The sequence below is a fragment of the Mycobacterium intermedium genome (assembly GCF_002086275.1).
Classification (GTDB): domain Bacteria; phylum Actinomycetota; class Actinomycetes; order Mycobacteriales; family Mycobacteriaceae; genus Mycobacterium; species Mycobacterium intermedium.
In genome coordinates this window covers 1-23273 of sequence record NZ_MVHT01000007.1, presented here as the reverse complement: position 1 = coordinate 23273, position 23273 = coordinate 1, and the positions used below count along the sequence as shown (strand labels likewise).

Below are 23273 nucleotides of genomic sequence, written 5' to 3'. Positions count from 1 at the left end.
CGGACAACAGCGGTTTATCAGCCGTGATGATTGATGTTGTCGATTACGCCGCGCAACGCGTCCGGGTTGCGCAGAAACGGCGTGATGATGTCGACGGGCAGTGGGAAAACCACTGTCGAGTTCTGATCCGCCCCCAGCTCCAAGAGTGTTTGCAGGTACCGCAATTGCAGCGACGCGGGGCTCTTCGACAGCGTCTCCGCGGCCTCCCGCAGCTCCTCGGAGGCCTGCAGTTCGCCTCGGGCATTGATGACTTTGGCGCGTCGTTCGCGTTCGGCTTCGGCTTCGCGGGCCATGGCGCGCTGCATCGATTCGGGAATCTCGACATCTTTGATCTCGACCACGCGGACCTGCACGCCCCACGGTTCGGTCATCTTCTCGATGATCGTGCGCAGGTCGCTGTTGAGGTCTTCGCGGTGCGCCAGCAAGGTGTCCAGGTCGGCGCGGCCGAGCAGTGATCGCAGCGTCGTCTGGGCGATCTGAGAGGTGGCGACCGCGTAGTTCTCCACCGCCAGAATCGCCTTCAGCGGATCCGTCACCGCGAACATGACCACCGCGTTGACCCGGGCCGGCACGTTGTCGCGGGTAATCACCTCCTGCGGCGGAATGGTGAGCGTCACCAGCCGTTGGTCGACCCGAACCATCCTGTCCACCAACGGAATCAAGCAGCGCAAGCCGGGCTGGTAAAGCGGGCGCACATGCCCCATCCGGAACACCACGCCGCGTTCGTATTCGCGCAGCACGGTCAACGAGAAAAACGCCAGCACCGCGAGAATCGCGACTCCCACAGCGCCCAGACCAACAACCAATTCCGTCATGGTGTCCGGTCCTCCTTGCCTTCCCAGCCGCCCCAGCGGGTGGAATAGCGATCGATCGCGGCGGCCACCTGGTCCTCCATCGCGGTGCGATGCGGCAGGTAGTCCGGCGCGTTGGACGGGGTGTTCCACAGGTGATGCGCGAGTGGGGATCCGAGTAGCGCCACCACCGCGGTGGTAACCGTCAACACCAGCGCATCAGCGAGCGAGTGGTTGGTGATCAGTGTCGCCAGCGGCAACACGATGCCGAAAGCGGCCACACAGCAGGCAATTCCACGATGAAAGCGCCCGGCCTCCGAATGCGGCCAGGGATCGATCTCTCGGCTGATCTCCCGACCGTGATCCGATGACGTGCAACTCGACTTGACCGGACAACTGTTGCAGACGACCGGCAAGGCCCGATACCTCATGACGCGGTGTTTGGGATCGAATGAGCTCGGCCACAGCCAGTGGTCCTGTGGACAGATCCAGGCGTCGTGGTCGGGACGGTAGGTGAATTGTCCGGTGCGCCAACGTGCCGCACGAGCCGAGGCCCGGCGCGCCATCCCGTCGAAACTCCACCCGATGGCCAGCAATGCCAACGAATACCCGGCGATCAGCCACACCGTCGCGGTCGGTGGCGCCATGGGCTAATCCTCCGATGCCGGCGCGTCCGATGCCCGCGCGGGCACCGCGGATACCTCCGTGTACAGCGGGTGTTCGGGCAACTCGTCGACCGTCGTGCCGGACCGGTAGTGGCGCAACGCCAGCAATGCGATCCAGACGAACGGCAACACGCCTCCGACGATGAGGATGAGGTCACCGGGCAGTCGCAGCCATTCCAGGACCGCGTTACCGGGCTTGGTGATGTAGCCCAGCGACCGCGCCTCGAAGTAGCCCTCGTTGACCGACTGATAGAGCTGCATCACACCCAACGGCAGCAAGGTGACGAAGACCATCCAGGCCAGGCCAATGTTCATGCACCAGAAGGAAAGCCGGGCCAATTTCTCCGGCCACTTGTCGGCCGGAATCAGGTAGCGGAACGCGAACATCGCCAGGCCCACCGCGAGCATGCCGTAGACGCCCATCATCGCCGCGTGCCCGTGGTTGGCCGTCAGCGCGGTGCCGATCTGGTAGTAGGACACCACCGGCAGGTTGATCAGGAATCCAAAGATGCCCGCGCCCAAGAAGTTCCAGAACCCGACCGCGACGAGGAACATCACCGCCCAGCGGTGCGGGAACGGGTTGCCGTCACCGGACTGCTGACGGGCGCCCAGCTGCAGGAACGCCCATGCCTCGACCGTGAGGAAGGTCAGCGGGATGACCTCTGCCGCCGAGAAGAATGCGCCCAGCGCCATGTGCTCCACCGGCGTGCCGGAGAAGTACAGGTGGTGCATGGTGCCGATGACGCCACCTGCGGAATACAGGATCACGTCGAGGAAGATCACGCCCAGTGCGATGCGTTCGCGCACCACTCCCAACAGCACGAAGATGTAGGCCACCATCACGGTGGTGAACAGTTCGAGGAAGTCCTCGACCCACAGGTGCACCACCCAGAATCGCCAGAAGTCGGCGACCGTGTAGTGGGTGTCGCTGGTGGCGAGCAGCCCGACGGCGTAGAAGGCCGGAATCGCCAGCCCGGAGAAGAAGAACAGCCACGGCATGTTCATCTTCGACTCGCCTTTGAGCCGCGCGCGGATGCCGCGCCAGACGATCGCGATCCACACAAACAGGCCGATGACGAGCAGGATCTGCCACAGCCGCGGCAGGTCCAGGTATTCCCACTGCTGGGAGAACAAGCCGCCTTCGGGGATGACGCCGTAGATGGACAGCGCCTCGCTGATCAGAGAACCGAACACCACCAGCGCGACCGCGCCCAGCAGCACGTAGGCCAGCGTCGCTTGTCGCTTCGGTTCTCGGCGAGCGATAAACGGCACCAGGAAGATGCCACCGGCCAGGAACGCGGCCGCCGTCCAGAACAGTGCCAGTTGTAGATGCCAGGTGCGGGCCAGGTTGTAGGGCAGGATCCGGGCCAGGTCCAGCCCGAAGAACGTCGACAAATCCGCGCGGTAGTGCTCGGCGGCCGCACCCAGCAGCGTCTGCGGCAGGAACAGCACCGACACCACCGCGAAGAACCAGACGGTGGCTCGCTGTGCAGGCGTCAGGCTCACCTCGCCGGGTTGGCGGAAGGACAGGTTCGTTGCCTCGGCGCTGTGCCAACCGACCCGCTGGCTCCAGCGACCGTAGACCCCGAACAGGATTCCGATGCCGCCGAGCAGCGCCACCAGCGACAAGGCAGACCACACGATCACCGCTGCGGTGGGACCGTTGTCGACGCGTTGCTCGGCCGGCCAGTTGTTGGTGTAGGAGTACTTGTGGCCGGGTCGCTCGGCGGCCGCGGCCCAGGCGGTCCAGGCGAAAAATGCCGTGAGTTGGCGGATCTGCGTCTTGTCGGTGATCAGCTTGGGCCGCAATCCGTACTTGGTGGAGTTCTCACCGAAATACGCCGCATAGTGATTTTGGATGCGTTCAAAAGCGGCGGTTTGGTGATTAGTGAACACCAACGTCTTGTTTTCCGGGTGGTAGCGGTTGGTGCGGAATTCACTCACCACCCGATCACGGGGTTCGACGACGCCCTCGGCCCGGAATTGGTTGGCCACCTCGTCGGTCGCCATACGCAGGTATTCGGCGGTGTAGTCCGGCCCCAGGTAGGCGCCGTGGCCCAGGACCGACCCGTACTGCATCAATCCCCGGGCCTGAAACAGTTCCTGGCCCTTGATGATGTCGTCGCTGGTGAACAACACCTGGCCCGACTCGCTGACCACCCTGACTGGCATCGGCATCGCCGCTGTGTAAGTCCGGTAGGCCAGGATGCCCATGACCAGGAAACCGAAGATCATCACCAAGGCGACGCCTTGAACCCACCCTCTGCCGATGAGGGGTCGCGGGCTGGGTTCGGAGGGAGAGGGTAACGACGATATCTCTTGAGTAGCCACTGGGAGACTCCCCTCTGGGCAATTGGCTGTATCGCCAGGTCCCTGATATGCAGAGGCCCCACAAACATCAAATTCGTATATCGCCGCAATGGCAAGACTAAGTTTTTGGCCCACGTGGTCAGTAGGGACTAATGGCCCTTATCCGGTGACTAATGCCTCTGTAGCTGTCAGTTTTTCGCCCATAACTTCCGAGTTAATGCGGGATGAAGAGGCGCACGAGAGGTAGGGAAATCGATCATGGACGACATCTGTTCCGCACCGTCCGTGGTTGTCGGCATCGACGGGTCAAAGGCGGCTGTCCAAGCCGCGCTGTGGGCCGTTGACGAGGCGGTGAGCCGCGACATCCCGCTGCGCTTGGTGTACGTCATCAATGCGATCGAACTGTCCGGGGAACCCGGCAGCGACGACGCCCGGATGGCCGGAGCCCGCTTGGCGCTGCACGACGCCTCCCGGGCCGTTGCGGCGACCGGCAAGCCGGTCAAGATCGAAACCGAGATCCTGCGCGGAAAGCCGCTGAACAAGCTGCTGCACGAGTCCGCGAATGCCGCGATGATCTGCGTCGGCTCGATGGGCCTCAACCACGCTCGCCGCGGACAAGGTTCGGTGGCGGCAACGCTTGCCGGTGCCGCGCTCTGCCCGGTCGCGGTAATCCATCGGGATCCCAAGTTCGGGGCAACCCCCGAGGTCAGCGCGGTGGTGGCGGAAGTGGACAATGGTGCGGTGTTGCGTTACGCCTTCGCGGAGGCGCGGCTACGGGGAGTGCCGCTGCGAGCCATCTCGGTGCATCCAGCCGAAGCACCGGACGATGTCGGCGCGCACAGGACCGTAGAGCAGCCGCATCTGAGCCGCCGGCTGGCCAGGTGGACGCGGTTGTACCCGGACGTGCAGGTCGAATCGGAGGTTGTTCACGGCCACGCCTGCCGATACATGGCTCACCATGCGAAGACGGGTGAGTTGCTGGTCACCGATGCACACGCCGCGCAAGTGTGCAGCGTGTACAACGCCGGATGTTCCGTGTTGACTGTGCGGTGCGCCAACCTATAGCGAAGCGCAACGCGGGAGGTGCCTTAGTCAGTGGTAACAGTCTTCTTGGTCGACGACCACGAGGTGGTGCGGCGCGGCTTGATCGACTTGCTGGGCGCCGACCCCGACCTCGAAGTGGTCGGTGAAGCGGGTTCGGTCGCCGAAGCGGTAGCCAGGATTCCGGCGGCCAACCCCGATGTGGCGGTGTTGGACGTCCGGTTGCCCGACGGCAACGGCATCGAGTTGTGCCGAGACCTGTTGTCGCGCATGCCGGATCTGCGGTGCCTGATTTTGACGTCGTTCACCTCGGACGAGGCGATGTTGGACGCCATTCTGGCCGGCGCCAGCGGATATGTGGTCAAAGACATCAAAGGCATGGAATTGGCCCGGGCCGTCAAGGAAGTGGGCGCGGGTCGTTCCCTGCTGGACAATCGGGCCGCGGCTGCGCTGATGGCGAAGTTGCGTGGTGCGGCCGAGAAACCGGACCCGTTGTCGGGTCTCACCGACCAGGAGCGCACTCTGCTGGGGCTGCTCAGTGAGGGCCTGACCAACAAGCAGATCGCCGACCGGATGTTCCTGGCCGAAAAGACGGTCAAGAACTATGTTTCCAGGCTCCTCGCCAAGCTCGGCATGGAGCGTCGCACGCAAGCTGCGGTGTTCGCAGCGGAATTGAAGCGCTCGCGGTCGACGCGTGATGGATGACGGCACCAACGAAGCGGACATGCGCCCGTTCCGCGAGACACTTTCGCAGCTGCGGCTGAGGGAGCTGTTGGTCGAGGTGCAGGACCGCGTCGAGCAGATCGTGGAGGGCCGCGATCGGCTGGACGGTCTGTTGGAAGCCATGCTTGTGGTCACCTCTGGACTGGACTTGGACGCCACCCTGCGCACGATCGTGCATTCGGCGACAAACCTCGTCGATGCCCGCTACGGCGCGTTGGAGGTACACGACCGGGAGAACCGCCTGCAGCGCTTCGTCCATGAGGGCATCGATGAGAAGACGGTGCGGCGCATCGGTCATTTGCCCGAAGGGCGGGGCCTCATTCGGCTGCTCATCGAGGACCCCAAACCGCTTCGCTTGGACGATCTTTCGCAGCACCCTGCCTCGGTCGGCTTTCCACCGCATCATCCTCCGATGCGGACCTTTCTCGGCGTGCCGGTTCGGGTTCGCAATGAATCCTTCGGAACCCTGTACCTGACCGACAAGATCAGTGGGCAACCGTTCAGCGACGACGACGAGGTGTTGGTCCAGGCGCTGGCCGCTGCGGCGGGTATCGCGATCGCGAATGCCCGGCTGTACCAAGCGGCCAAGGCGCGCCAGTCGTGGATCGAGGCAACCCGGGACATCGCCACCGAATTGCTGTCCGGTGCCGAACCCGCGGCGGTCTTCCGGTTGATAGCTCAGGAAGCGCTCAAGTTGACGTCGGCCGACGCGGCGTTGGTGGCCGTGCCGCTTGACGAGAACCTGCCGACGGCCGAGGTCAGCGAGTTGCTGGTGATCGAAACGGTAGGCAGCGCTGTGGATTCCATCAATGGCCAAACCATTCCGGTGACGGGTACAGCCTTGGGAGAGGTGTTCGCCAGAGGCACTCCGCAACGGGTCGATTCGCTGACATTGGACGAGCTGGACGGCGCGGGGCCGGCGCTGCTGCTGCCGCTGCGTGCCACCGACACCGTAGCCGGTGTCGTTGTGGTGCTGCGACACGGTCGATGGGGATCATTCGGCGATGAACAGCTCGGCATGATGGCCGCTTTCGCCGACCAGGCCGCGTTGGCGTTGCAGCTGGCCACTTCTCAGCGTCGGATGCGAGAGCTCGATGTGCTCACCGACCGGGACCGCATTGCCCGTGACCTGCACGACCATGTGATACAGCGACTGTTCGCCGTGGGGCTTTCGCTGCAGGGCACCGTGCCGCGAACGCGGGAACCCGAAGTGCAGAAACGACTTTCGGAGGCCGTCGATGATCTGCAGGCTGTCATCCAGGAGATTCGGACCACCATCTTCGACCTGCACGGAGCAGCACAGGGTGTAACCCGACTACGGCAGCGAATCGACACGGCCGTCGGCCAATTCGCCGGGGCAGGCCTGCGCACCAACGTCCAATACGTCGGGCCGTTGTCGGTGGTCGACAGCACGCTGGCCGATCATGCCGAGGCGGTGGTCCGGGAAGCCGTGAGCAACGCTGCACGACATGCCCATGCGACGACGTTGACCGTTCGGGTCACCGTCGACGACGACTTGCGCATCGAAGTCAGTGACAACGGTTGTGGCCTGCCCGAAAACTTCACCGCGAGTGGTTTGACCAACCTGCGCCGACGCGCGGAGGAAGCCGGTGGAGAATTCAGCGTCGAAACCCAATCCCCAGACGGCGGAACGATATTGCGCTGGTCAGCGCCGCTCCTCCAATAGGGCGACCGCTTGGGCCGGCCACTCGACGACTTGCGCGAGGGCGCGCCGCGGCGTCGACGGTAGTGGGTCGGCATTGATCGGAGCCCAGCCCACCCGCAGCAGCATCTGCGGGTAACCGCTGGTGCCGAAGACGTCGGCGCGTACGGCTTCGCGAGTCTCGGGAATCTCCAGGGGCTCGGTGATCGGGCAGCAGGCCAATCCCTTTGCGGTCGCAGTCAGCAGGACCACGCTCGTCGCCTCGCCGGCGCGCAATCGGGCCAACCGGTCGTCCCGGTCGGTACCTAGGGCAAGGAGTGCGGCGTTGTCGTCGGCCGGTAGCACGCCGGACGGCTGGGCCAGTCCGGGTCCAGCAAAGAGACGGCCGGGAATCGGTGCTCTGGGTTCCGACACCGGTGCGTTACGCGCCGGTACGCCCGCCATGGATCCATACCGGCCGCTCCACGCCGTCAGTTCGCGCATGTAGTCGTTATTGCCGGTGTGGTCGCGGACGGCCTGCGCCACAATGGTTCTCATTTTTTCCAACGCGTCCACCTGCCGGAGCATGACACCGCAGCGCGCTGCCCGCGCGGCCAGCTGTGCCAGGTCGCCACCGGAAACCGGCCAGGAACTGTACGCGCGCCGGTCCGTCCGACGGCGCGGTATGGCGGCCGCCAACGCGATGTCGGTCTGGTCCGGAACCTGCCGCTTGACCTCGATGGTCGCCAGGTGGCGCGGATCGGCAGGATTGGGTAAGCGGTTCACCTTGGCTTGCCAGCCCAGGGACGCCAAGGCAACGACGCAGTGATGTAGCGCGACGCCGCAGCTGATGATCAGGTCACGTCCGTCCGGATCGGTGCTGTGCAGTTGTAGCTCGGGTTGGGAGAAGAGATCCAAACTCGCGGCGTTTACCCGCCAACGCCACGGTTGCGTGTTGTGGATGGAGGGTGCGCGGCCAGCCAGGGTCAGGACCGTCCGGAGCGTGGCGGCATCCGGGAACTCGGGTGTCATCGCTGCCTTTCCGACCTGACGAGACTTCCTGTCGACGACTGTGGTCATCTACCAAGTCTGGTCTGGGGATACGCCCCCCGGCAGGGGATGAAGCCCCCCTAACGAGGGACTTTCGGCCCTGCCGTGGCCCACCCGCCCGCGGGATAGTGGTACTGAGAGTTGCAGATAAATACCCGATCAACAGCTCGGAAGGTCGTGAAATGGACCACCTGACGACACTCGACGCAGGGTTCCTCAAGGCCGAAGACGCCGATTCCCGGGTCAGCCTGGCCATCGGAGGCTTGGCGGTCATCGAAGGGCCCGCCCCGCGGCAGGATGCGCTGGTGTCGGTGCTCGCCGAGCGGATCCGTGCCTGCCCGCGCTTCGGGCAGCGATTGAAGTTGCACCCGTTCGACCTCGGTGCTCCCGAATGGGTGGACGATCCCGACTTCGAAATCGAGCGGCATGTGCGGCGCGTTGCGCTGCCGCAGCCGGGCAACGACCACGAGTTGTACCGGGTGATCGCGGACGTGATGGCGCGGCGACTGGACCGGGATCGGCCGCTGTGGGAGGTCTGGGTCATCGAGGGCCTCACCGATGAGCGCTGGGCGATCCTGACCAAGATTCACCACTGCATGGCCGACGGGATCGCGGCCACCCACGTGTTGGCCGGGTTGTGCGATGACGGCATGAGTGGCATGAACCGGGACGGCTATGTTCACCAGATCCACGCGGCGAGGGAATCGACGCAATCCGATTCCGATTCCCTGAGCCTGTGGACCGCGTTGTGGAATCTGCCGGCCTCGATCGCATCGGGTGTGCTCCGCACGGCGCAGGGCGCCGGCCAGATCGCCGCCGGGTTGCTCAGTCCCGTCGGATCCCCGTTGACGGGACACCTCAGCGACCTGCGTCGGTACAGCGGCGCGCGGGTCCCATTGGCCGACATCGAGCTGATATGCCAGACGTTCGACGTAACGCTCAATGATGTTGCGTTGACCGCAATTACCGAGAGCTACCGAAATGTCCTGCTCGCGCGCGGCCAGCGACCGTATCGTGACTCGCTGCGTACCTTGGTTCCGGTGTCGGTCCGCTCGTCTGACGCGTTTGGCTACACAGACAACCGGGTCTCGCTGCTGCTGCCGAATCTGCCGGTCGACGAAGAGAATCCGGTGGAACGGCTGCAGAAGGTGCACGCTCGGCTGGGTCGCGCAAAGGCCAGCGGCCAGCGGCAGGCGGGGAACGTGTTTGTCTCCCTTGCGAATCGCGTCCCGTTTGCGTTGAGCGCCTGGGCGGTCGGCTTGTTGACGCGATTGCCCCAGCGGGGTGTCGTGACCGTGGCGACGAATGTTCCCGGGCCGCGGCGACCGCTGCGGCTCCTTGGCCGGCGGGTGCTCAGCGTATATCCGATCCCGCCGTTGGCGATGCACCTGCGGACCGGCGTGGCGATGCTCAGCTACGCCGACGAACTTTACTTCGGGATTCTTGCCGACTACGACGCCGGCGACGTCGATCAGCTGGCGCGGGGGATCGAAGCCGCGGTGGCACGGCTGGTGGCGATCAGCAAGCGCCGCAAGGCTCCTCGTCGGCGCGGGCCACTGTCTCTGGTTGTGTGACGGATGGCTCAATCGGATTTGGCCGACCGTGCCGATGTCGAGGCGCTGTTGCACCGCTTCTACGGACGGGCGTTGGTCGACGAGGTCTTGGCGGAGCCGTTTGCCGAGTTGCGGGCCACCGGCCTGGACACCCACATTCCGACGATGTGCGACTTCTGGGAAACCGTGTTGTTTCGCGCCGGCCGCTATCGCGGCAGTGCGCTGGCGCCGCATCTGAAAGTCCACCAGCAGACCCCACTGTCGCATCGGCACTTCGTACGGTGGTTGCAGATCTGGCACCACACCGTCGACGAGATGTTCCAGGGGCCCGCGGCGGAGCGAGCCAAGGTTCAGGCCGGTCGCATCGCGTGGGCGATGCTGCGTCGACTCACCGGTGACGATGCCCCCGAGCTACTAATTCGAGCTACTGGTTAAGCAACAGTCTCGTGGCAATCCGGTTCCGGACCGAAATTGAAGTGGCGGCCGGAGATTTCGGTCGGGGTTACGCGCACGAAGTGCGGCTTGCGCGTCGCGAGCCAGGGCCGTAACTGGGCGCGTTCGGCCTGCTGAATGTCCGCGTCGGTTTTCAGTAGGCGGGCGCGACCGCGAAGAATCACACTCCAACCTTCGTCCGCGTTGTGGTCATCGGCCTCGAATACCACCGTGTTGCTGGCGATGGCCGAGAACAGTTTGGTGCCTTCCGCGGTGCGGAACAGGATGGTCCGATCCTGTGCCACGTAGTTCACCGGGAAGATTTCGGGCTCGCCGGCGAAGGTAGTGACCAGTCGTCCCAGGGAAACGGAACCCAACCGCTCCCAACTTTCGTCTACGGACAGCAGAGTGATGGGTTCGTCGTTCATGGGACCAATCCTTTTTCGAGTTGCAGGACGTCGGACAGCGGTCGGCGCGGTGTAGGAGGAGACGGATTGTCGAATGGCGGGGCGATGCCCACGCGGACCAACACTTGTGGCTCGCCGCGCTGGTCGATCAAATCACGCACGATGTCGCGGCTTTCGGTCGCTTCGATCAGATGGGTCAACGTACAGGTTGCCATGCCGGCCAAGGTGCACTCCAGCAGAACGCTCGACAGCATCTCGCCGCACCGCAATGCGTCAAGTGGGGTGTCCGCAGGGGTGGACAAGACAAGGATTTTGGACCAGTCGGCACTCACCTGGGGCCGGTGGTCACGGTAGCTCCGACTCGGGAAGTCCCGGGCCAGGTCGACCCGCAGGCGGTCGGAAGGCGATGCGAGCGCACTCGGCGGGATACCGTCCGCTAGTGTGAAAGGCGAAGTCCACCAATCGAGTTCGTCATGGTACGTCCAGTCGTCGCGGCGGAACTCTTCGCTCAGTTCGGACGCCTCAACCAGGCGCGGTCGATGGGCGTCGCCCAGCACATCCAGCATGGCGACGCCCTCGTCGACGGTGCCGAGCAGGGTCGGTTCGAACGCCTCCCAGTAGCTGGGGCATTCGAACGCAAGACGATCCGTTCGTCGCTGCAGTATCGCCTCCGCGCGATTCTCCTCTGCCACCGTGACCCGTCGGAACGGTCTGAAATCGATTGCGGCCAAATGGTCGGGGTTTTTGGGGTAGGGGAAGCGGACGATATTGGCTTGCCACCCTGCGGCTGCCATTGCGACCCGGAAATGGTCCAGGACGGCGCCGCAGCTGATGATGGCCTGTCGCCCCGAAGGGTCGGTGGCCGGCACGACACGACGGCGATCGAGGTAGAGGTGAACCACGTCGTCTTCAACGAGCCACCGCCAGGGTTGGGTGTTGTGTACCGACGGAGCTCGGCAGGCCAGCCGCACCGCTTGTTTGACAACCTCTAACTCCACAGCACCGACGCTACGGCGATTGTCGAGGGCCTGATAGGGACCTTGGTCCCGAGGGTAAATACCTTGTGTCACCGCAACTTCAGCGATCTCCGACCGCGAATCACGTGCCGCCGTTTCGGTCGCTTTATGGGCGGATTCGGGGGTACTGAAAATGCTGGGTCTTTGTTGATGTGACGCGGACGAATGTCTGGCATCCTGAACGGATGGCCAAGGAAATCGATCGGGTCCGGGCGACGAGTGCGCTCGAGGTGGTTAAGCAGCACCCGCTGTTAGTGCTTTTCGCGTTATCGCCGGTGTTTGCCGGACTAGGTCTCATCTGGGCGTTCGCCGGCTCGGGGTGGGCGATCGTCACGCTCCTGGTCTTGCTGGTCGCCGGCGGGGCACTCGTCGTCCTCAAGCGCTGAGCCCCGTGCGTTCCTGGTGGGGTTGGGGCACCGTCGAGGACGCGCTCTCCCCGCGAGAGACACGCGACCTGGAGGCAAGGGTCTCCTCGATGTTGCCCGGGCACGATCTGACCGATCATCGCCCTCCGGACCCGAACGAACTGGGACTGCCGCCCCCGCGCGTCACCCCGCCGCGATCCCTCGGGGCGATCTGCTCGGATAACTCCGTCGATCGGGCCGGTCACGCCCGCGGCAAGGCATTCCGCGACGTCGCCCGCAACCTGCAGGGCCGCCTCGACCACGTTCCCGATCTGATTGTGCGTCCGCGCCGCGAGCAGGACGTGGTCGACGTGCTCGATTGGTGTACCCGCGAAGGCATCGCAGTGATCCCGTACGGCGGCGGCAGCTCGGTGGTCGGGGGAGTGGAGCCGCGCTTCGACCGTCCGGCCGTAACGGTGGACGTCTCGGTCATGAGCTCGGTCGTCGAGGTCGACCGGATCAGCCGCGCCGCGCGAATCCAGGCCGGGGCACTGGGGCCGTGGATCGAGCGACAGTTGCGCAAGCACGATCTGACGTTGCGCCATTTCCCGCAGTCCTTCGCGTTCTCCAGCCTCGGCGGGTGGCTGGCCACCCGCGCCGGCGGGCATTTCGCCACCCTCTACACGCACATCGACGACCTGACCGAGTCGATGCGGGTCGTCACTCCCGCAGGTGTCAGCGAGTCGCGACGGCTGCCGGGTTCCGGGGCCGGGCCGTCCTCCGACCGGCTGTTCCTCGGTTCGGAGGGCGCGCTGGGCATCATCACCGAGGCGTGGATGCGGTTGCAGGTGCGGCCACGGTGGCAGGTCACGGCCTCGATTGCCTTCGACAACTGGGCGGCCGCCGTTGCGGCCACCCGCACCATCGCCCAAGCCGGACTGTTTCCGGCGAACTGCCGGCTGCTAGACCCCGCCGAGGCGTTCCTCAACGCCGGTACCGCCGTCGCGGGCGGTCTGTTGGTGCTCGCGTTCGAGTCGGCGGACCACCCGATCGACCCCTGGCTGGACCGGGCCGTGCAGATCGCCGTCGAACACCGCGGCACGGTCATCTCCCGACGCAGCCGCGAGGCCGAAAAGGGAAGTGAGTCAACAGAAGATGCCTCAGCCACCTGGCGTACAGCGTTCTTGCGGATGCCGTATCAACGAGATGCGTTGGCCCGCCGGGGCGTTATCGCCGAGACCTTCGAAACCGCTTGCACCTGGACCGGATTCGACGCCTTGCACGCCGCCGTCACCGAGGCGGCCCGCACGGCGATCAAGAGTGTCTGCGGCACCGGGGTGGTGACCTGCCGCTTCACCCACGTCTACCCCGATGGGCCGGCCCCCTACTACGGCATCTATGCCGGCGGACGGTGGGGCTCCCTCGACGCGCAGTGGGACGAGATCAAGGCCGCCGTCTCCGAGGCGATCAGCGCGACCGGCGGCACCATCACTCACCATCACGCGGTAGGTCGCGACCACCGCCCGTGGTACGACCGACAGCGTCCCGATCCGTTTGCCGCGGCGCTGCGCGCGACGAAATCCGCGTTGGATCCGGCCGGGATCCTCAATCCAGGGGTGCTGCTCGATCCGTGATCAGCCGTGCCCGATGCGCAGCAACTCGGCGATGTTGGGCAGCTTGATGCGGGGCCGCCCGTGCGGCTCGCCGGCGGACCGTTCGTATTGGTCGATGGTCTGCCAGTGCGCGTGGGTGACCAGCTTCGGCTGACGGGACGCCAGCCATTCGGCGAGCCGGTCGCGGTGATCGTCGGGGAATGCCGGTAGATCACCCGATTCGGCCAGATCGCGGAGCAAGGTGTCGACGGTGTCCTGGGAGTCCTTTTTGTTGGTGCCGATCACGCCCGTCGGGCCGCGTTTGATCCAGCCGACCACGTACTCGTTGCGGCTGCCTTCCACGCGTCCGTCGGTGTTGGGAATGATTCCGCGCTTGTCGTCGAACGGCAGGCCGGGAGTTGGGACACCGCGGTAGCCCACTGAGCGCACGACGAGTTGAGCGGGCAATTCCTCGCGCTCGCCGGTGTCCTTGGCTGACACCCAGCCGTCGGCGTTGGTGACCAGCTCGTTGCGGCCCAGCACGATGGACTCGACCTTGCCGTCGCCCTTGATTTCGATGGGGGAGGTCAGGAAGCGCAACACGATGCGACGGTGGCCCGGCCGAGGTGTCTTTTCGGCATAGCCGCGCAGCACCTTGATGTTCAGATTGGTGACCTTGCCCGCCGCCTCCGCCTCCTCGTCGGTGATATCGGCCAGCTGGGCCGGATCGACGATCACGTCGACATTGTCCAACTCGCCCAGCTCACGCAGTTCGAGCGTGGTGAAGGCGCTCTGCAGCGGGCCGCGCCGGCCGATGACCACCACCTCTTCCACACCGCAGGGGCGTAACGACTCCAGCGCGTGATCGGCGATGTCGGTCTGGGCCAGCACATCGGGGTCGGTGACCAGAATCCGCGCCACGTCGATGGCCACGTTGCCGTTGCCGACGACCACAGCACGGGCGCCCGACAGATTCGGTGCCTTGTCCTCGAAGTGGGGGTGTGCGTTGTACCAGCCCACGAAGTCGACCGCCGAGATGCTGCCGGGCAGGTCCTCGCCCGGAATGTTCAGCGCCTTGTCGGACTGGGCGCCCACCGCGTAGACAACGGCGTCGTAGCGCTCGGCAAGTTCTTTGGCCTCGACGTGTTCGCCCACCTCCACGTTGCCGAAGAACCGGAACCGCGGGTCCTCGCCTGTTTTTTCGAACGTCTTGCTGATCGACTTGATCTTTGGGTGATCGGGCGCGACGCCGGAGCGCACCAGCCCCCAGGGTGTGGGCAGCATCTCCAACATGTCGATGGCGACATTGATCTCTTCGGAGGTGTCGGCGGCCTTCAACAAAGACGCCGCGGCGAAGAAGCCGGACGGGCCGGAGCCGACGATCGCAACATGATATGGGCGCATGGTCGAGCCTTCTGTTGTTTCCGGCTGTAACGCATGAGGGCTGGCATGTGGGCTGGGCGTCACAGTCGCGCGGTGCACTGGGTCATCTGATGCTAGTCGGTGTGCCGGTAACGTTGTTCGCTGTGGAACCTGACCGGCAAGCCGACATCGCAGCACTTGACTCCACCCTTACCACGGTGGAGCGGGTGCTTGACGTCGACGGTCTGAAGAGCAGGATCGAGAAGCTCGAGCACGAGGCGTCCGACCCCCACCTCTGGGATGACCAGTCTCGCGCGCAGAAGGTGACCAGCGAGCTGTCGCACGCTCAGGGCGAGTTGCGTCGCGTGGAGGAGTTGCGGCGGCGCCTGGACGATCTGCCGGTGCTGTACGAACTCGCCGCGGAGGAAGCAGGCACGGCGGCTGCCGAGGCCCTGGCGGAGGCCGACGCTGAGCTCAAGGCGCTGCGGGCCGACATCGAGGCCGCCGAAGTTCGCACCCTGTTGTCGGGCGAGTACGACGAACGTGAGGCGTTGGTCACCATCCGGTCCGGTGCCGGCGGGGTGGATGCGGCCGACTGGGCCGAAATGTTGATGCGGATGTACATCCGGTGGGCCGAGCAACATAAGTATCCCGTCGAGGTGTTCGACACCTCCTACGCTGAAGAAGCCGGAATCAAGAGCACCACTTTCGCCGTCCACGCCCCCTTCGCCTACGGCACGTTGTCGGTCGAGCAGGGCACTCACCGCCTGGTGCGGATCAGCCCGTTCGACAACCAGAGCCGGCGCCAGACCTCCTTCGCCGAGGTCGAGGTTCTGCCTGTGGTGGAAACCACAGACCACATCGACATCCCAGAGGGCGATATACGGGTTGACGTGTACCGATCCAGCGGCCCGGGCGGCCAATCGGTGAACACCACTGACTCCGCGGTTCGTTTAACACACATCCCAACGGGTATTGTCGTCACTTGTCAGAACGAGAAGTCGCAGCTGCAAAACAAGGTGGCGGCGATGCGGGTTCTGCAGGCAAAGTTGTTGGAGCGCAAGCGTTTAGAAGAACGCGCCGAACTGGACGCCTTGAAGGGCGAAGGCGGCAGTTCTTGGGGCAATCAGATGCGTTCGTACGTACTGCACCCGTATCAGATGGTCAAAGATCTGCGCACCGAGTACGAGGTGGGCAACCCGGCCGCCGTCCTGGACGGAGACATCGACGGGTTCCTGGAAGCGGGAATTCGATGGCGCAATCGAAAAGATGACGACGACTAACACGACAATCCTCGCCGCGTCCATGGGACAGCGTTGGCACGATTTCTGGCGCGGCGACATCGGTGAGTGGATCATCACCAGAGGTCTGCGGATCGTCATGCTGTTGATCGCGGCGGTCCTGGCCGCCCGCTTCGTCAACTACGTGGCGCACCGAGTGACGAGCAAGCTCGACGTCGGCTTCACCGAAAGTGATGCACTGGTGCGCTCGGAGGCCACCAAACACCGCCAGGCGGTGGCCTCGGTGATCTCCTGGGTGTCGATCGCGATCATTTGCGTGGTCGTCGCGGTGCAGATCACCGAAGTCATGAACTTCTCGGTGGGCTCACTGGTCGCACCGGCGGCTGTACTGGGTGCCGCGTTGGGCTTCGGTGCTCAGCGGGTGGTCCAGGACCTGCTGGGCGGCTTCTTCATCATCGTCGAGAAGCAGTACGGGTTCGGCGACCTGGTGGCGCTCACGGTTTCGGGTGTTTCCGCCGAAGCGCGCGGCACGGTCGAGGACGTCACGCTGCGGGTGACCAAGTTGCGGTCCAGCGATGGGGAAGTGTTCACCATTCCCAACGGTTCGATCGTGAAATCGGTCAACCTCTCCAAAGACTGGGCGCGCGCGGTTGTCGATATCCCGGTGTCGACCCATGTCGACCTGAACCGCGTCAACGAGGTCCTGCATCAGGAGTGCGAGCACGCGATCGACGACCCGGTGCTGGGCGACCTGTTGCTGGACTCGCCGACGGTGATGGGCGTGGAGAGCATCCAGATCGACACCGTCACCCTGCGGTTGGTGGCTCGCACCCTGCCCGGCAAGCAGTTCGAGGCCGGCCGGAAGCTCCGTGTGCTCGTTATCCGGGCGCTCGCCCGCGCCGGCATCATGACTGCCGCCGATGCGACGATCGGAGTCGTCGATGCCGGAGGCGTCAAGGATCCGCAGGCCACCCAGACCGAGACAACGGATTCGGTGCAACAGCGATGAAGTTACGGATGTGGCCGAAACATTTGTTCGGCCAATTTCGCACGTCAACGCTGGTTCTGATGGCGGCGTTCCTGCTGACCTGGTGGACTTACGAAACCTACAAGCCGGAGCCGGAAGCCAAGCCCACCACGCCGCCCGCGCAGGTGGTCCCGCCGGGTTACGTGCCCGATCCGGACTACACCTGGGTGCCGCGTACCCGGGTGGATCAGCCTCCGACGAACACGGAGACGCCGATAACGACCACCGAACCGCCGACGCCGAGCGAAGTGCCGACGACCACGACCACTACCACCACCACCCCGCCGTTCGCTCCGCCCACGCTGCCCTGTTTGGTGCCGGCGCTGTGTCCTCCCTCGAGTTCGGTCCCGCCGAGTCCGGGTCCGGCACCCGGTCCGATCGTGCCGGGCCGTTGATTTCGTCCGCCGGCTATGCGCACGGCTACACTGGCGTGCCGTGATGATCACCCTGGAAAATGTCACCAAGCAGTACAAATCGTCGGCACGTCCGGCGCTCGACGACATCAACGTCGAAATCGACAAGGGTGAGTTCGTCTTCCTCATCGGCCCGTCGGGTTCCGGCAAGTCGACGTTCATGCGGCTGTTGCTGGCCGCGGAGACGCCGACCAGCGGTGACGTCCGGGTGTCAAAGTTCCACGTCAACAAGCTGCGCGGCCGGAACGTCCCCAAGCTGCGCCAGGTGATCGGCTGCGTTTTCCAGGACTTCCGGTTGCTGCAGCAAAAGACCGTCTACGAGAACGTCGCCTTCGCGTTGGAGGTCATCGGCAAGCGCGCCGAAGCGATCAACAAGGTGGTGCCCGAGGTGCTGGAAACGGTCGGCCTGTCCGGCAAGGCCAACCGTCTTCCCCATGAGTTGTCGGGCGGTGAGCAGCAGCGGGTGGCGATCGCCCGCGCGTATGTCAACAGGCCTCTGGTGTTGTTGGCCGACGAGCCCACTGGCAACCTCGACCCAGATACCAGTAAGGACATCATGGATTTGTTGGAGCGGATCAACCGGATCAGCGGGACCACGGTCCTGATGGCAACGCACGACCACCACATCGTGGACTCGATGCGTCAACGTGTGGTCGAGTTGTCTCTTGGCAGGCTGGTTCGCGACGAGCAGCGTGGCGTCTACGGAATGGATCGCTGAGTGCGCGTCGGATTCCTACTCAACGAGGTCCTTACGGGCTTTCGTCGCAACGTCACCATGACCATTGCGATGATCTTGACCACCGCCATCTCCATCGGCCTGTTCGGTGGCGGCCTGTTGGTGGTCCGATTGGCCGACAACTCGAGGGCCATCTATCTCGACCGCGTCGAGACCCAGGTCTTTCTCACCGAGGACATTTCCGCCAACGACCCCAACTGCTCGGGCGAGCTGTGCAAGGCGCTGCGCAACAAGATTGAGGCGCGCAGCGACGTCAAGTCGGTGCGGTTCGTCAACCAGGAAACTGCGTACGCAGATGCGATGAAGAAGTTCCCGGAGTACCGGGAGCTTGCCGTCAAGGACTCCTTCCCGGCGTCGTTCATCGTCAAGCTGAACAACCCCGACCAGCACCCGGAATTCGCCGCGGCGATGGAAGGGCAGCCCGGGGTGCGCAGCACCTTCAACCAGAAGCAAGCGATCGACCGGCTGTTTTCCATCCTGGACGGGTTGCGCAACGCAGCATTCGCCGTGGCGCTGGTGCAGGCCATCGGCACGATCCTGTTGATCGTCAACATGGTCCAGGTAGCGGCCTATACGAGGCGCACGGAGATCGGCATCATGCGACTCGTCGGCGCCAGCCGGTGGTATACCCAGCTACCGTTCCTGGTTGAGGCGATCGTCGCCGCGCTCATCGGCGTAGTCCTCGCCATCGTCGGCTTGATAGCCGTGCGGGCGTGGTTTTTCGAGGGCGCGCTGGACCGGTTCTACCGCGCCCACCTGATCGCCAAGGTCGATAACGCCGACATCTTGTACTACATCTCGCCGGTCTTGCTGCTACTCGGCCTGTCGATGGCCGGGCTGACGGCGTACGTGACGTTGCGCCTCTACGTACGGCGGTAGCAATGGCGAAAAAGCCGCGCGCGGACGGCAAGCAGATTGTGGCCAGCAATCGCAAGGCCCGGCACAACTACTCGATCGTCCAGGTATTCGAAGCGGGCGTGGCCCTGCAAGGCACCGAGGTGAAGAGCCTGCGCGCTGGGCACGCGTCGCTGGTTGACGCGTTCGCCACCGTCGACGACGGCGAGGTCTGGCTGCGAAACCTGCACATTCCGGAGTATCGGCACGGCAGCTGGACCAATCACGATCCGCGCCGCACCCGCAAGCTGCTGCTGCATCGTCGGGAGATCGACGGCCTGATCGGCAAGCTGCGCGAAGGGAACTACGCGTTGGTGCCGTTGTCGCTGTACTTCACCGAAGGCAAGGTCAAGGTCGAGCTCGCGTTGGGCCGTGGTAAGCAAGCCCACGACAAGCGGCAGGACATCGCCAAGCGCGACGCCCAACGCGAAGTGCTGCGTGAACTGGGGCGTCGGCAAAAAGGGATGTGAGGGAGGGCCTGGGTGGCGACCCGCACTGGGCCGATGGTGGCGACCCGCCGCGCCCGGCTCCGCCGCGCTTGCGATCGCCACTAGCCGATGGTGGCCGACCCGCTGCGCCCGGCTCCGCCGCGCTTGCGATCGCCACTAGCCGATGGTGGCCGACCCGCCGCGCCCGGCTCCGCCGCGCTTGCGATCGCCACTAGCCGATGGTGGCCGACCCGCCGCGCCCGGCTCCGCCGCGCTTGCGATCGCCACTAGCCGATGGTGGCCGACCCGCCGCGCCCGGCTCCGCCGCGCTTGCGATCGCCACTAGCCGATGGTGGCCGACCCGCCGCGCCCGGCTCCGCCGCGCTTGCGATCGCCACTAGCCGATGGTGGCCGACCCGCCGCGCCCGGCTCCGCCGCGCTTGCGATCGCCACTACTATTCCGACCATGCCAGCCCCCATCACCCAACTCGACAAGTCCGCCGTCCTGGACGGCCTGTTCTCCGTGTGGGACGACATCGACACGCTGGTGGACGGCCTGCCGGAGAGCAGTTGGCAGGCGCCATCGCCGCTGCCCGGTTGGGACGTCAAGGCCCTGGTTTCGCACATCATCGGGACGGAGTCGTTTCTGGCCGGCATCGCGCCACCCCAGCCGGACATCGACGTCAAGGAGCTGCCCCATGTGCGCAACGACATCGGTGCTCTGAACGAGTGCTGGGTGCGCGCGCTGGCCGCAGAGCCCGGCACTGCGGTGCTGGAGAAGTTTCGCGAGGTGACAAAGTCGCGCCGGCAGGTTTTGGCGGACATGTCCGACGAGGACTGGAACGCCGTCACCGCGACGCCGGCCGGTATGGACGCCTATGGCCGGTTCATGCGGATTCGGGCTTTTGACTGCTGGATGCACGAGCAAGACATTCGCCTCGGGCTGCAGCGCCCTTCGTCCGACAACGATCTCGAGGGGCCAGCGTTGCCGCTGGTTCTCGACGAGATTTCGTCCTCGCTGGGTTTCGTCGTCGGAAAGCTGGCGAAAGCGCCTGACGGGTCCCGGGTCTTGTTCGAGCTGACCGGTCCACTGAGCGGCAGCATCCGCGTCGCTGTTGACGGCCGGGCCAAGGTGGTCGACGACTTCGGTGGCGCAGAGCCGACGGCGACGATCCGGCTGGATGGCTTGCAGTTCACCAGGCTCGTCGGCGGCCGGCCGCTGTGTCCCAAACGCGCTCAAGACGTCGAGTTGGCCGGCGACCGGGAGTTGGCTCAACGCATTGTGGACCGGCTGAATTTCGTCATCTGAGGGCCGCGGCTGCGGCTCCCAGTCGCGGCCGCCGCCGCTCGCGCCGAGCGTGGGCCCTTTGGCCCGCCGCGTGCGGGTTGAGGGCCACAGGCCCCACGTTCGGCGATCGCCGCCGGCGCTCGCGCCGAGGGTGGGCCCTTTGGCCCGCTGCGTGCGGGTTGAGGGCCACAGGCCCCACGTTCGACGTCGCACACGCTGCCGCCGCTCGCGCCGAGGGTGGGCCCTTTGGCCCGCCCACCTGCGCATTAGGTACTTAGAGCCCGCTTTCAGCGATCGCGAATCGATGCGCTTAACGGGAACATAATTGGTTTGCCACTGGTTGGTAGGGGCGTACCATTGATGGTCCTGCCGGAAACCGGCAGGGATGCGAGGGGCTGAACGGTTTCGACTTCGCGCATCGAATCAAGGGAAGCGTGCCGGTGCAGGCAAGAGACCACCGTAAGCGTCGTTGCAACCAATTAAGCGCCGAGTCACATCAGCGCGACTACGCTCTCGCTGCCTAAGCGACAGCTAGTCTGTCGGACCGGGAACGCCCTCGACCCGGACCCCGGCATCAGCTAGAGGGATCAACCGATGGGTTCGGTCGCGGGACTCATCGGGACACCAACAGCGACTGGGATCGTCATCCTGGCTGGTTCGCGTGACCAGGAGATCCGAGTAGAGGCACAGCGAACTGCGCACGGAGAAGCCTTGAGGGAATGCCGTAGGACCCGGGTTCGATTCCCGGCAGCTCCACCAGAAGTATGCAGTAAACGCCAGAAGGCGATTTTTGGCTGTCGTCGCCAGCACACATTCCCCAGGGGGCCGCGGTCCCGCCGCCCGCTCCGGGGATACGGAAAACTGCAGAATTGCTAGCGCATGCGCCATCAGCACCAGCTCAGACGGGCGGTGATAGCGCACCCGCCATCAACACCGAAACCAACACATATCCCCCGACTGGACACCACCACACCGCACCCTGCACCGGGGATACAGACAGTCTCCATAACCGCTAGCAGATGCGCCATCACCAGCGGCTCACACCGGCGGTGACGGAGCATGCGCGCACGGAGCAAAACCGCAGGTGAGGCTAGGTCTGTTCAAGTCGACCTTGTTTAGTGTGAATCACCATCGGGCGCCGAAGCGGTGGTCGTAATGGGGCTCTACGCCTTGCTTGCAACCACCCGTCGGCAGACCTCCCGCGACCATCTGCCAGTGTCATGAGATGACTGCTAAGAAGCCCGAGATCGATTTCCCCGGCGGGGAGCCGCCCACCGACCTGGTCATCACCGACGTCATCGAGGGCGACGGCGCGGAGGCCACCCCCGGTAGCACGGTGGTCGTGCACTACGTCGGCGTGGCCCACTCCACCGGCGAGGAGTTCGACGCTTCCTACAACCGCGGTGAGCCGCTGACGTTCCGACTCGGCGTCGGGCAGGTCATCCAGGGCTGGGACCAGGGCGTACAAGGCATGAAGGTCGGCGGTCGCCGGCAGCTGGTCATACCCTCTCACCTCGCCTACGGCGAGCGTGGCGCCGGTGGCGTCATCAAGCCCGGCGAATCGCTGATCTTCGTGGTGGACCTGCTCGACGTGAGGTAGTCACGTTCGCCAGGCCAGTGTCCTCTTTCAGCTTGGTCTGCTCGGTCCCGATGGCCTACCCATCGCTGGTGGCCGAGACCGCCCTCAAAGTGCTTGACGTTTCCCTGTCCAGCAACAATTGATGACTCCGTGGCACTAAGACCCGTGGAGCGTCTCAGCCGCCAAATACGCCGACCGGGACGACCGAGGCGATAGCCGGTGATCCTCCTGGGTGGGCTTCCCCTGCCGGTGTAGTCGGCCCCAACGTCAAGGGGCTTGCTTAGCGCGTACAACTGGAAGCGTTCATGGTGTACGCGGCGGGCAGGGGCCAAGCTAGCCGCCGTGCCCCGGGAGTTGGCGCTTAGACAGCCCCCGCCCGCAGCTTGCCATCGACTATTTGGGAGGCCGAAGTCGGTGTGCTGGCCACTACCCAGTTGGACGTAGAGGAACCCATCCCTGTCTTCACTGCGCGATCCCAACCTGTGCGTTCAGGCGCGACGGGTTGCTTCATGGGCCAGTTGCACGCGCGAGGTGAGGCCGAGCTTGGCGTAGATGTGCGTGAGGTGAGTTGACACCGTGCGCGGCGAGATGAAAAGCCTCGTGGCGATGTCATTGTTGCCGAGTCCTTCACTTACCAGCCGCACCACGTCGCGTTCGGTCGGTGTGAATGGCCATGAGAAAGTCCCCATCTGTGGCCAGTAGAAAGTCCCCACTGGTGGCCAGGTAGAAGTCCCCACTC

The 23273-nt window shown here is 64.8% G+C and carries 23 protein-coding genes and 1 other RNA gene; 16 read left to right on the top strand and 8 right to left on the bottom strand.

The genetic code is table 11. From position 1 onward, the window contains the following. Nucleotides 1-17: 17 nt before the first annotated feature. From BST27_RS04150 to BST27_RS04140, 3 genes are read right to left on the bottom strand one after another with little or no spacing between them, the layout of a single operon-like run. On the bottom strand, nucleotides 18-815 hold the full coding sequence (locus BST27_RS04150) for a slipin family protein (protein ID WP_069419107.1): 798 nt from the start codon (nucleotides 813-815) through the stop codon (nucleotides 18-20). Then, a complete protein-coding gene (locus BST27_RS04145; protein WP_069419106.1) occupies nucleotides 812-1438 on the bottom strand; it encodes a hypothetical protein in 627 nt (208 codons plus the stop codon). The genes BST27_RS04150 and BST27_RS04145 overlap by 4 nt, the downstream gene beginning before the upstream one ends. 3 nt (nucleotides 1439-1441) lie before the next feature. Next, nucleotides 1442-3787, bottom strand: coding sequence for a nitric-oxide reductase large subunit (locus tag BST27_RS04140; RefSeq protein WP_069419105.1), 2346 nt, complete (start codon nucleotides 3785-3787; stop codon nucleotides 1442-1444). A 237-nt stretch (nucleotides 3788-4024) separates the two neighbouring features. Here BST27_RS04140 and BST27_RS04135 point away from each other — a divergent pair, with 237 nt between their 5' ends. From BST27_RS04135 to BST27_RS04125, 3 genes are read left to right on the top strand one after another with little or no spacing between them, the layout of a single operon-like run. Next, the gene (locus BST27_RS04135; RefSeq protein WP_069419104.1) at nucleotides 4025-4831 is read left to right on the top strand and encodes a universal stress protein; all 807 of its coding nucleotides are present in this window, start codon (nucleotides 4025-4027) and stop codon (nucleotides 4829-4831) included. A 30-nt stretch (nucleotides 4832-4861) separates the two neighbouring features. Next, nucleotides 4862-5512 carry a hypoxia response regulator transcription factor DosR/DevR gene (dosR, locus tag BST27_RS04130; protein ID WP_069419103.1) on the top strand — a complete coding sequence of 217 codons (651 nt, stop codon included), beginning with the start codon at nucleotides 4862-4864 and terminating at the stop codon, nucleotides 5510-5512. After that, nucleotides 5505-7217 carry a GAF domain-containing sensor histidine kinase gene (locus tag BST27_RS04125; RefSeq protein ID WP_069419102.1) on the top strand — a complete coding sequence of 571 codons (1713 nt, stop codon included), beginning with the start codon at nucleotides 5505-5507 and terminating at the stop codon, nucleotides 7215-7217. The genes dosR and BST27_RS04125 overlap by 8 nt, the downstream gene beginning before the upstream one ends. On the opposite strand, the gene BST27_RS04120 is transcribed toward BST27_RS04125, so the two are convergent. Further along, nucleotides 7197-8204 carry an Acg family FMN-binding oxidoreductase gene (locus tag BST27_RS04120; protein ID WP_069419101.1) on the bottom strand — a complete coding sequence of 336 codons (1008 nt, stop codon included), beginning with the start codon at nucleotides 8202-8204 and terminating at the stop codon, nucleotides 7197-7199. The genes BST27_RS04125 and BST27_RS04120 overlap by 21 nt on opposite strands. Nucleotides 8205-8404: 200 nt before the next feature. Here BST27_RS04120 and BST27_RS04115 point away from each other — a divergent pair, with 200 nt between their 5' ends. Together BST27_RS04115 and BST27_RS04110 are read left to right on the top strand one after the other, a co-directional pair. Continuing rightward, complete coding sequence (locus BST27_RS04115; protein ID WP_069419100.1) at nucleotides 8405-9796, top strand: WS/DGAT/MGAT family O-acyltransferase; 1392 nt, start codon at nucleotides 8405-8407, stop codon at nucleotides 9794-9796. 3 nt (nucleotides 9797-9799) lie between these two features. Next, a complete protein-coding gene (locus tag BST27_RS04110) occupies nucleotides 9800-10210 on the top strand; it encodes a group III truncated hemoglobin (RefSeq protein WP_069419099.1) in 411 nt (136 codons plus the stop codon). Here the strand turns inward: BST27_RS04110 and BST27_RS04105 are convergent. Together BST27_RS04105 and BST27_RS04100 are read right to left on the bottom strand one after the other, a co-directional pair. Further along, nucleotides 10207-10635, bottom strand: a complete 429-nt coding sequence (locus BST27_RS04105) for a pyridoxamine 5'-phosphate oxidase family protein (RefSeq protein WP_069419098.1) — start codon at nucleotides 10633-10635, stop codon at nucleotides 10207-10209. The genes BST27_RS04110 and BST27_RS04105 overlap by 4 nt on opposite strands. After that, nucleotides 10632-11612, bottom strand: coding sequence for an Acg family FMN-binding oxidoreductase (locus tag BST27_RS04100; RefSeq protein WP_069419097.1), 981 nt, complete (start codon nucleotides 11610-11612; stop codon nucleotides 10632-10634). The genes BST27_RS04105 and BST27_RS04100 overlap by 4 nt, the downstream gene beginning before the upstream one ends. Nucleotides 11613-11815: 203 nt before the next feature. Here BST27_RS04100 and BST27_RS04095 point away from each other — a divergent pair, with 203 nt between their 5' ends. Further along, nucleotides 11816-12016: a hypothetical protein gene (locus BST27_RS04095; protein WP_069419096.1), complete on the top strand. Its 201-nt coding sequence runs from the start codon at nucleotides 11816-11818 to the stop codon at nucleotides 12014-12016. A gap of 5 nt (nucleotides 12017-12021) precedes the next feature. Then, entirely contained in the window at nucleotides 12022-13608 is a 1587-nt protein-coding gene (locus tag BST27_RS04090) for an FAD-binding oxidoreductase (protein WP_069419095.1), read from the top strand. Here the strand turns inward: BST27_RS04090 and BST27_RS04085 are convergent, their stop codons facing one another. Then, entirely contained in the window at nucleotides 13609-14970 is a 1362-nt protein-coding gene (locus tag BST27_RS04085; RefSeq protein WP_069419094.1) for an FAD-dependent oxidoreductase, read from the bottom strand. It lies immediately after the preceding gene. A gap of 122 nt (nucleotides 14971-15092) precedes the next feature. On the opposite strand from BST27_RS04085, the gene prfB reads away from it, so the two are divergent. From prfB to BST27_RS04035, 9 genes are all read left to right on the top strand, one after another. Beyond that, nucleotides 15093-16211 (top strand): peptide chain release factor 2, encoded by a 1119-nt coding sequence (gene prfB / locus BST27_RS04080; protein ID WP_069419197.1) that lies wholly within the window; start codon nucleotides 15093-15095, stop codon nucleotides 16209-16211. Then, a complete protein-coding gene (locus BST27_RS04075) occupies nucleotides 16198-17178 on the top strand; it encodes a mechanosensitive ion channel family protein (protein WP_232007263.1) in 981 nt (326 codons plus the stop codon). Before prfB ends, BST27_RS04075 begins: the two co-directional genes overlap by 14 nt. Nucleotides 17179-17186: 8 nt before the next feature. Continuing rightward, the gene (locus BST27_RS04070; RefSeq protein WP_211285305.1) at nucleotides 17187-17591 is read left to right on the top strand and encodes an Rv3103c family proline-rich protein; all 405 of its coding nucleotides are present in this window, start codon (nucleotides 17187-17189) and stop codon (nucleotides 17589-17591) included. A gap of 43 nt (nucleotides 17592-17634) precedes the next feature. Beyond that, complete coding sequence (gene ftsE / locus BST27_RS04065) at nucleotides 17635-18327, top strand: cell division ATP-binding protein FtsE (RefSeq protein ID WP_069419196.1); 693 nt, start codon at nucleotides 17635-17637, stop codon at nucleotides 18325-18327. Continuing rightward, nucleotides 18328-19224, top strand: coding sequence for a permease-like cell division protein FtsX (ftsX, locus tag BST27_RS04060; RefSeq protein ID WP_069419092.1), 897 nt, complete (start codon nucleotides 18328-18330; stop codon nucleotides 19222-19224). Between the two features lie 2 nt (nucleotides 19225-19226). Then, nucleotides 19227-19709 carry an SsrA-binding protein SmpB gene (gene smpB / locus BST27_RS04055; RefSeq protein WP_069419091.1) on the top strand — a complete coding sequence of 161 codons (483 nt, stop codon included), beginning with the start codon at nucleotides 19227-19229 and terminating at the stop codon, nucleotides 19707-19709. Nucleotides 19710-20133: 424 nt separating this feature from the next. Then, nucleotides 20134-20976, top strand: a complete 843-nt coding sequence (locus BST27_RS04045) for a maleylpyruvate isomerase family mycothiol-dependent enzyme (protein WP_069419195.1) — start codon at nucleotides 20134-20136, stop codon at nucleotides 20974-20976. A 370-nt stretch (nucleotides 20977-21346) separates the two neighbouring features. Continuing rightward, nucleotides 21347-21714, top strand: a transfer-messenger RNA (tmRNA) gene (gene ssrA / locus BST27_RS04040). Between the two features lie 466 nt (nucleotides 21715-22180). Continuing rightward, entirely contained in the window at nucleotides 22181-22555 is a 375-nt protein-coding gene (locus BST27_RS04035) for an FKBP-type peptidyl-prolyl cis-trans isomerase (RefSeq protein ID WP_069419090.1), read from the top strand. A 467-nt stretch (nucleotides 22556-23022) separates the two neighbouring features. Here the strand turns inward: BST27_RS04035 and BST27_RS04030 are convergent. Beyond that, nucleotides 23023-23273 (bottom strand): response regulator transcription factor (locus tag BST27_RS04030; RefSeq protein WP_139805007.1); only part of this gene is annotated, 251 nt, incomplete at its 5' end.